The sequence below is a fragment of the Paenibacillus sp. DMB5 genome, from assembly GCF_001517085.1.
In the GTDB taxonomy this organism is placed as follows: domain Bacteria; phylum Bacillota; class Bacilli; order Paenibacillales; family Paenibacillaceae; genus Paenibacillus_AQ.
Genome location: NZ_LRAC01000030.1, coordinates 20063 through 28840, shown reverse-complemented (window position 1 = coordinate 28840; position 8778 = coordinate 20063). Strand labels below are relative to the sequence as shown.

5 protein-coding genes and 1 pseudogene are annotated in these 8778 nt (G+C 54.3%); 1 reads left to right on the top strand and 5 read right to left on the bottom strand.

Annotated elements, in window-relative coordinates; all coding sequences use genetic code 11:
• Window positions 1-510 precede the first annotated feature (510 nt).
• The 3 genes from AWJ19_RS06085 to lpdA form a co-directional block, all read right to left on the bottom strand.
• On the bottom strand, window positions 511-1497 hold the full coding sequence (locus AWJ19_RS06085; protein ID WP_068722159.1) for an alpha-ketoacid dehydrogenase subunit beta: 987 nt from the start codon (window positions 1495-1497) through the stop codon (window positions 511-513).
• Between the two features lie 3 nt (window positions 1498-1500).
• Window positions 1501-2535, bottom strand: a complete 1035-nt coding sequence (locus tag AWJ19_RS06080; RefSeq protein ID WP_068722158.1) for a thiamine pyrophosphate-dependent dehydrogenase E1 component subunit alpha — start codon at window positions 2533-2535, stop codon at window positions 1501-1503.
• 210 nt (window positions 2536-2745) lie between these two features.
• Window positions 2746-4167 carry a dihydrolipoyl dehydrogenase gene (lpdA, locus tag AWJ19_RS06075; RefSeq protein WP_068722157.1) on the bottom strand — a complete coding sequence of 474 codons (1422 nt, stop codon included), beginning with the start codon at window positions 4165-4167 and terminating at the stop codon, window positions 2746-2748.
• A gap of 169 nt (window positions 4168-4336) precedes the next feature.
• Here lpdA and AWJ19_RS06070 point away from each other — a divergent pair, with 169 nt between their 5' ends.
• On the top strand, window positions 4337-4636 hold the full coding sequence (locus tag AWJ19_RS06070) for a DUF2627 domain-containing protein (protein ID WP_068722156.1): 300 nt from the start codon (window positions 4337-4339) through the stop codon (window positions 4634-4636).
• A gap of 555 nt (window positions 4637-5191) precedes the next feature.
• Here the strand turns inward: AWJ19_RS06070 and AWJ19_RS06065 are convergent.
• Window positions 5192-7033, bottom strand: a complete 1842-nt coding sequence (locus tag AWJ19_RS06065) for an ABC transporter ATP-binding protein (protein ID WP_068722155.1) — start codon at window positions 7031-7033, stop codon at window positions 5192-5194.
• Window positions 7014-8767 (bottom strand): annotated as a pseudogene (locus AWJ19_RS06060) (ABC transporter ATP-binding protein). Before AWJ19_RS06060 ends, AWJ19_RS06065 begins: the two are co-directional and overlap by 20 nt.
• Between the last annotated feature and the right edge of the window lie 11 nt (window positions 8768-8778).

The following is an 8778-nucleotide window of genomic DNA, read 5'->3' as shown; positions in this document are numbered from 1 at the left end:
CTTAAAGTTTTGTAAGCATATACTTCCTGAGATTACTTCGTACAAAACTCGCTTCGGAAGCATACGCTTAAAGTTTTGTAAGCATATACTTCCTGAGATTACTTCGTACAAAACTCGCTTCGGAAGCATACGCTTAAGTTTAGTAAGCCTATGCTCGTTAAAATTGTCCGGCACTGGGCCGGGAAGCATGTGCCTAAGAGATTTGATAAGTAATGGATTCCCTGTATGACCAAGGTTCCGTCAAAAAACATAAGTATAACCGGCACAGTAACGTACCTAGTTGGATTTTCACCACTTAAATCATTCTTAAACGTCCGCAAAACCAAATTAGTTGGAAAAACGCCACCTAAAAGCTAACATTACACCGTTAAAGCCCCATACAGACGAATTTAGATGACGATTTTCCACCTAAATCCTCAAAAAAGCCCGGCTAGTCAAGATTAAGTGGCGAAAATCCATCTAGTCTGCACGCATTTTCGCAGAGATCAACATCAACCCGCGTCCCTGCACCTAATACTGCGCCAGCCGCAGCATCTCTGCCTTCACCTTATCCTTGCTAAGCATGAAGAACTTCTCCATCGGCGGGCTGATCGGCATCGCCGGCACATCAGGGCCGCACAGCCGGAAGATCGGCGCGTCCAGCTCGAACAGGCAGTGCTCGGCGATGATCGCCGCCACTTCCCCGCCGATGCCGCCGGTTTTGTTGTCCTCGTGGACGATCAGCACCTTGCCCGTCTGACGGGCTGCAGCGATAATCGCGTCACGGTCGAGCGGCTGCAGCGTGCGCAGATCCAGAATATGCGCGGTAATACCTTCCTCGCGCTCCAGCTCCTCCGCCGCCTGCATCGCAAAATGCAGCGGCAGACTGTACCCGATCACCGTAATATCGCTGCCCTCGCGCAACAGGTTTGCTTCGCCAATCGGTACAATATAATCGCCTTCAGGCACGTCTTCCTTGATCAGCTTATAGCACTTTTTGTTCTCGAAGAACAGCACCGGATCAGGATCGCGTACTGCTGCCTTCAGCAGGCCCTTAGCATCAGCTGCCGAATATGGCGCCACGATCTTAAGCCCCGGCGTGCCGAAAAAGATTGATTCCGGACACTGGGAATGATACAATCCGCCGAAGATCCCGCCGCCGATCGGTGCGCGGATAACAACCGGACAGCTCCAGTCGTTGTTGGAGCGGTAACGGATTTTGGCCGCCTCGCTGATAATCTGGTTGGTCGCCGGCAGCATGAAATCAGAGTACTGCATTTCGGCAATCGGCTTCATGCCGTACATAGCCGCACCAATAGCTACACCGGCAATTGCCGATTCGGCCAGCGGGGTATCCATCACGCGTTCTTCCCCAAACTGCTCCTGGAGCCCTTTTGTGGTGGTGAACACGCCGCCCTTAACGCCGACGTCCTCGCCGAGCACAAAGACCGACTCATCGCGCTCCATTTCTTCCTTCATCGCCAGCCGGATCGCATCGATATATTCCATCATTGCCATGATTTATGCTCCTCCCTTAAGGCCGGATTCATCGTACACATGCAGCAGCGTATCTTCCGGTTTTGGGAACGGCGCATTTTCGGCATATGCAATAGCCTCTTTTAATTCCAGATTGTATTCGGCAACAAGATCACGCTCTTGCTCGTCGCTCCACAGTCCCTGTTCGATCAGATAGGTCCGGAATGCGGCGATGCCGTCTTTTTTCCAGTTCTCATCTACCTCTTCCTTCGTCCGGTAAGCCAGATCATTGTCGGAGGTGGAGTGCGGCGACAGACGGTACATCATCGCTTCAATCAGCGTCGGCCCTTCGCCGGCCAGTGCGCGCTCGCGTGCTTCCTTCACTACCCGGTAGACCTCAAGCGGATCATTGCCGTCCACACGCACACCCGGGAAGCCGTAGCCCAGTGCACGGTCGCTGACCTTGCCGCCCAGCTGCTTATGAACCGGAACAGAAATCGCATATTGATTATTCTGGCAAAAAATAATGACCGGCAGCTTATTCACACCCGCGAAATTGCAGGCCTCATGAAAATCCCCCTGATTGCTGGAGCCCTCGCCAAAGGTCACAAAAGAAACAAACTTCTTCTTCTGCATTTTCGCCGCCAGCGCAAAGCCGACTGCATGCGGTACCTGGGTTGTCACCGGACTTGAGCCCGTTACAATACGCAGTCGCTTGCTCCCGAAATGGCCCGGCATCTGCCGGCCGCCGCTGTTAGGGTCCTCCGCCTTGGCGAATACGGACAGCATCAGCTCACGGGTAGTCATCCCTACGGACAGCACAAAGGCATAATCCCGGTAGTAGGGTAAAAAATAATCATTTTGCCGGTCCAGCGCAAACGCCGCAGCAACCTGCGCGGCTTCCTGGCCGATCCCCGAGACGTGGAAGTTGATCTTTCCGGCCCGCTGCAGCAGCAGGCTGCGCTCATCGTATTTCCGTCCAAGCTGCATATATCTGTACATATCAATGACCTGGCCGTCTGTCAGTCCAAGCTGTTTATGTCGGCTAATCGTGTTTGCAGTAGTACCTTGAGATTCCATACAGAGGTACCTCCTAAAAATTTTGTTGGCGTGCTGTCATAGCCCACCTTTAACCTGATCTTATAACCAGGTACTAAGACTAGACTAAATACATTATAAGCCCTTTCCCTGCAAAAAGAAAAGAGAGGAAAAGCCGGAAAAAAGCTTTTTTGCGCTCGTCTCGCAGCGCTCGCTCTCTCCGGCATTCTTTTTATTCCCCATAGCTTATATTTAGAATCCGATTGCTCTGCCGTCTACGGCCAGCATGGCTTCGCCGATAATCTCGGACAGGGTCGGATGGGCATGGATTGCTTCGCCGATTTCCCAAGGCGTAGCATCCAGCAGCTGCGCCAGCGCAGCTTCACCGATCAGATCGGTCACATGCGGCCCGATCATCTGCACTCCGAGAATATCGCCGCTGCTGCGGTCCGCAACAACCTTGACGAAGCCGTCCTTCATCCCGTGGACAATCGCCTTGCCGATGGCTGAGAACGGGAACTTTCCGGTGACAACATCATGCCCCAGGCTCTGCGCTTCCTTCTCGGTATAGCCGACACTGGCTACTTCCGGCCGTGTGTAGACACAGCGCGGGACAAGGTGGGCATGATACGGATGAAGCTGCTCGCCTGCCAGATGATTGACGGCACGTATGCCTTCATGAGAAGCGGCGTGCGCCAGCTGCAGACCGCCGATCACATCACCGATGGCATAGATATGCGGTTCACCGGTCTGCATGTTGGCGTTAACCTCGATCACACCTTTATCAAAGCGGATGTCGGTATTTTCCAGCCCGATATTCTCAGTGTTGGCTACCCTGCCGACTGAGACCAGCAGTTTGCCGGCGGACAGCGTCTGGCTCTGTTCCCCTTTGCGGGCTTCAATGCTGATTCCGTCCTCTGTAATGGCACTTGTCTCCGGGTCTACAGTAGTGCCGGTCAGCACCTTGACTCCACGCTTTTTGAGCAGCCTTGTGAGCTCACGGGCAATCTCACCATCCTCCTGCGGCAGCAGCTGGTCTGCGGCTTCCACAACGGTTACCTGGACGCCAAAATCAGCCAGCATCGATGCCCATTCCACTCCGATCACGCCGCCGCCCACAATAATCATAGAGGCAGGCAGCTCCTCCAGCGTCAGCGCTTCTTCGCTGCTCAGAATGACCTTGCCGTCCGGCTTGAGGCCCGGCAGCACACGCGGGCGGGAGCCGGTGGCCACGATCAGATTGGTGGAGACAACCGTCTCCATCTCCCCGTCCTCCAGCTCAACGGCCACCGCACCGCTGCGCGGCGAGAATATCGACGGGCCGATAATGCGCCCCTTACCCTTTACCACCTGAATTTTATTTTTACGCATAAGATACTGTACACCCTGGTGCAGCTGCTCCACTACGGCTTCTTTACGGGCCTGCACCTTCGGGAACACCAGCTTCACGCCAGACGTTTCAATGCCGTAGCTTTCGCTCTCCTGTATTTCAGCGTATACCTCCGCACTGCGCAGCAGCGACTTGCTCGGGATGCAGCCGCGGTGCAGACAGGTTCCGCCCAGTTTGTCCATTTCGATGACGACGACAGACTTGCCGAGCTGGGCAGCGCGGATCGCCGCCACATATCCTCCGGTTCCTCCGCCCAGAATAGCCACGTCACAGGAAATTGTCATTATATGTATTCCTCCAGTCAATACTCAAAAGTTCTGCATAACTCCCTACATTGTACTCCCTTTTCTGCTCAATACAAAACCTACAAACGTCATATAGGCATGGACTTTTACCATTTGAAGCGTTATCATATGGGTGAATTCAATAGGCTGCAAGGAGAGTGTTGCCGATATGAAACTGATCATTTCACGCTTCATTGCCATTATCATTCTCGTCATTCCGGGACTCCTGGCGATGAAGGGCTTCCTGATGATGAAGGACGATATTTTCAATTATCTCTCCATGCACGGCGACGACAGTGTAACCCCTGTATTTGCCTGGCTGCATTTTGGCGGCGGGCTGCTGCTGTTCGCGGCGGGCATGAGTTTTCTCGGCGGGTGGATTTTGACACGAGACCGCAAGAAGAACTACGTAGGCCCGCGGTTCAGGGAGAAGCAGAAAGCTGAGCAGCCGGCGGCTAAGAACAACTAATAAGCTAGTATACTTACTAACCTTTCTTAATTAAAGGCACTTCTGCCCTTCATTTCGCCCACTTGCCCCATTCCGCCGAAATCAAGGGCATTTTTGCCCTTCATTTCGCCCATTTATCTCATTCCGCCGAAATCAAAGGCATTTTTGTCCTTCATTTCGCCTTCTTGCCCCATTTTGCCGAAATCAAAGGCATTTTTCCCCTTCATTCCGCCCATTTACCTCATTTCGCCGAAATCAAAGGCATTTTTGTCCTTCATTTCGCCCACTTGCCCATTTTGCCAAAATCAAAGGCATTTTTGCCCTTCATTTCGCCCACTTGCCTCATTCCGCCGAAATCAAAGACATTTTTGCCCTTCATTCCGCCCACTTACCCCATTCCGCCAATTCTCCCCCTCCTACTACACCATCTTCAATCCAATAATTTACAGTTATCAGCAGATGCCGTCCATCAGCATCCAAAAAAAGCAGCAAGCCCGCATCACCGGCACACTAGGTTCCGTGAAACGGGGCTTGCTGCTTTTCTTATTCCCTATCATTATAAGCTCAGACAAAATCCTAAGCCCCGCCCGGCGCAGCCTTGCGCGCACCGTGCACAAGCTCGCTGTACAGCCCGCCCTGGCGCAGCAGCTCATCATGCGAGCCCTGCTGGAGCAGGCGGCCGTTCTGCAGCACCAGGATGCGGTCGGCAGCGCGGATGGTGCCTAGCCGATGGGCAATGACGAAGCTTGTTCGCCCCTTCATCAGCGTCTGCAGGCCCTCCTGGATTTTGATCTCGGTGACCGTATCAATGCTGCTGGTCGCCTCATCCAGCACCAGCATTGCCGGATCAGCCAGAATGGCCCGCGCGATGGCCAGCAGCTGCTTCTGCCCCTGGCTGATGCCGCTGCCGTCTACGGACAGCATCCGGTCATAGCCTCCGCGCATCCGCATAATGAAGGAGTGGGCGTTCGCCAGCTTCGCTGCCTCCTCAACCTCAGCGTCGGTGGCATCCAGCCGGCCGTAACGGATATTATCGCGGATGGTGCCCTTGAACAGGAAGGTATCCTGCAATACAAAAGCCATCTGACTCCGCAGGCTCTCCCGGCGGACCGAGGACAAATCCCTGCCGTCTAGCGTGATGCTGCCCCTGCTTGGATCATAGAAGCGGGAGAGCAGGCCGATCAGCGTTGTTTTGCCTGCTCCTGTCGGCCCGACCAGGGCGATCATTTCCCCCGGCTTCGCCTCAAAGCTGATATTATGCAGAATATCGTTGCCCTCATCATAAGAGAATGATACATCCCTAAAGCTGACTGCCCCCTCTACATGATTAAGCGATACGGCTGCCCCCTCGTCCCTGGCCTCCGTCTCTTCATCCATTACCTCAAATACCCGCTCCGCCCCGGCAATCGCCGACAGCAGCGTATTCCACTGGTTAGCCAAATCATTAAGCGGCCTGGTGAACTGACGGGTATACTCCACGAAGGCAATAATAATCCCGACTGTTACAATATCACGGATGGCGAGCAGACCCCCGATACCGGCGACTATAGCAAAGCTTAAATTGTTCAGGCCGTTCATCAGCTTGGGAATAAAGCCTGAAATCGCCTGGGCCCAGTATCCGGACAGCATAATCCGCGTATTGCGCTCACGGAAGCCGGATATCACCCGCTCCTCCTGCGAAAAAGCCTTGATGACCCGCTGGCCAGACAATGTCTCTTCAATATATCCGTTCATCTCACCCACACTGCGCTGCCGCTCCTTGAACAGCGGTCCTGTCCGCCGCGTGATCCAGCGCATACCCAGAAACATCAGCGGCACTACGATAAAGGTCAGCAGCGTAAGCAGCGGACTCAGCCACAGCATCACCCCAACCGTACCGGCCAGCGTCAATACACTGGAAAAAATCTGAATAGCCGAGCTGTTAAGCGTGGAGCTGATATTCTCGATATCATTGGTCAGCCGGCTCATAATTTCACCCTGCTGCCTGCGGTTAAAGAACGAAATGGGCAGCCTGTGTAAATAAGCGAAAAGGTCCGTGCGCATCCGGAGAACCGTCTCCTGGGCAATCTCGATCATCCATATATTCTGCAGCCAGGTACTCAGTGAAGTGAACAGGTACACAAGAGCTAGCGTGATGAGGAAAATCACCCAGCTCCGGCCCCCATCCCCCTCCAGATAATGATCCACCGCCCGGCTGATCAGATAAGGGCCCAGCAGCGCCAGTCCTGTGCTGACCAGAACCAGAAGCAGTACAAGCGCCAGCTTAGCTTTGCGTTTGGCGAGATAGCTCCAGATCCGCGACAGGGTAGCGGACCAGTTCTTGGGCTTCGCCTTCGGCTTCCGGCCGCCGGATGTCTTTTCGCCTGCCCCGAAATCAGGCTTCGGATGGCGGAAAGGCTCAAGTAATGCTTTGAACATGCTGTGCTCCCTCCCCTGTCTGGGATTCGTATATTTTCCGGTACAACGGCGAATCTGCCAGCAGCTCCCGGTGCGTTCCCTTGGCAATCAGCCGGCCTTCGTCAAGCAGCAGGATCAGGTCAGCCGAGACCGTAGAGCTGATCTTCTGGGTAATCAGCACGGTAGTGCAGGACATGGACGTAAGCTCATCCAGCAAAAGCCCTTCGGTCACAGCATCCAGCGCACTCGTGCTGTCATCCAGAATCAGAATCGCCGGCTTGCGGACGAGAGCCCGTGCAATCGTCAGCCGCTGCTTCTGCCCGCCGGACAGATTAACGCCGCGCTGGCCAATCATCGTGTCATAGCCCTGTGGCAGCCCCATAACCGTATCGTGGATCTGCGCAGCCGCAGCCGCCCGTTCAATCTCCTCAGCCGTCGCATGCTCATTGCCCCAGGCGATATTGTCGCGCACTGAGCCGGTGAACAGCAGCACTTCCTGCGGCACGTAGCCGATCGACCTGCGCAGCCTGGAAATGTCAATGTCCGCGCTGTCTCTCCCGTCAATCCGGATCATGCCGCTGCTCTGCTCGTAAAGGCGGGGAATCAGCCCGACCAGCGAGGATTTGCCTGAACCTGTCGCGCCCATAATGGCTACCCGTTTACCCGGCTCAACCTTGAACGAGATGTGTTCAAGCGCAGCAATATCGCTTTCCGGGTAACTGAAGCTGACATCCGCAAACTCAATTCCCCCCGGATGCTATTTTCCAAGCCCCTATTCCCTTGACCGGCTGCAGAATCCAATTCTCCCCGCCCTTCAGGTGAGGCCATAACCTCCGATATCCGCTGCTCTGATGCAACAGCCCGTGAGAAGGTCGCCATAATCCATGAGAGGGCTGACATCGCTCCGATCGTCCGCAGAGAGTAGTTAATGACCGCCACAGTCTGCCCCAGTGTAGCGTCTCCGGCAGCAATATCGATCCGCCCGAACCACAGCACAGCTACGATAGCAGCGTTAACAATCAGCATAATCAGAGGTCCCATCGTCTCCGTCAGTCTTAGTGCAGCAATGGTTGATTTCATCAGTCCGCCGCTGACTGAAGCGAACCGCCCGATTTCATGTCCCATGCGCACAAAGACCCGGATCAGCCGGATGCCTGTAAGATTTTCCTGAATGATACCGTTTACACCATCAAGTCTGCTCTGCACAACCTTAAACAGGGCGGAAGACCTGCGCATCACCCAGACCAGGAACAGGACCAGCACCGGCAGCGTTACAGCAAGCAGCAGTCCCAGCTTCACATGCACGACCAGCGCCATTATGATACTGCCCAGTACAACAAGCGGAACGCGGGTCATAAACCGCAGCGCCATAAAAATCGTGTCCTGTAGCTGCGTCACATCCCCGGTCAGCCGCGTAATCAGTGAAGAGGTCGGAAACCGGCTGAACACCTCATACGTAAAGGACTGTACCTTTTCGTACAGCTTTTCTCTCAGATCAAAGGCAAAGCCCTGACTGGCATGGGATGCAAAAAAAGAGCTCAGTATCCCTGCCACGAACGCTATAATTGCGCTCAGGGTCAGTACACCGCCCCACAGCCAGACTACACCCATATCCTTTTCTGCAATTCCGTTATCAATGATTTTCGAGATCAAAAGGGGCTGCGACAGCTCCACTGCCAGCTCAATCCCCATCATGGCCAGAGCAGCTATGGCAGCTACCCTGTATTTTTTGAGATAGGTTAAAATGATGTTCATCGGCTGTACCT

Bases quoted from the DNA above. Each gene is read 5' to 3' on its own strand.
- AWJ19_RS06085 (WP_068722159.1), bottom strand. From the start codon at position 1,497: ATGGCAATGATGGAATATATCGATGCGATCCGGCTGGCGATGAAGGAA.
- AWJ19_RS06080 (WP_068722158.1), bottom strand. From the start codon at position 2,535: ATGGAATCTCAAGGTACTACTGCAAACACGATTAGCCGACATAAACAG.
- lpdA (WP_068722157.1), bottom strand. From the start codon at position 4,167: ATGACAATTTCCTGTGACGTGGCTATTCTGGGCGGAGGAACCGGAGGA.
- AWJ19_RS06070 (WP_068722156.1), top strand. From the start codon at position 4,337: ATGAAACTGATCATTTCACGCTTCATTGCCATTATCATTCTCGTCATT.
- AWJ19_RS06065 (WP_068722155.1), bottom strand. From the start codon at position 7,033: ATGTTCAAAGCATTACTTGAGCCTTTCCGCCATCCGAAGCCTGATTTC.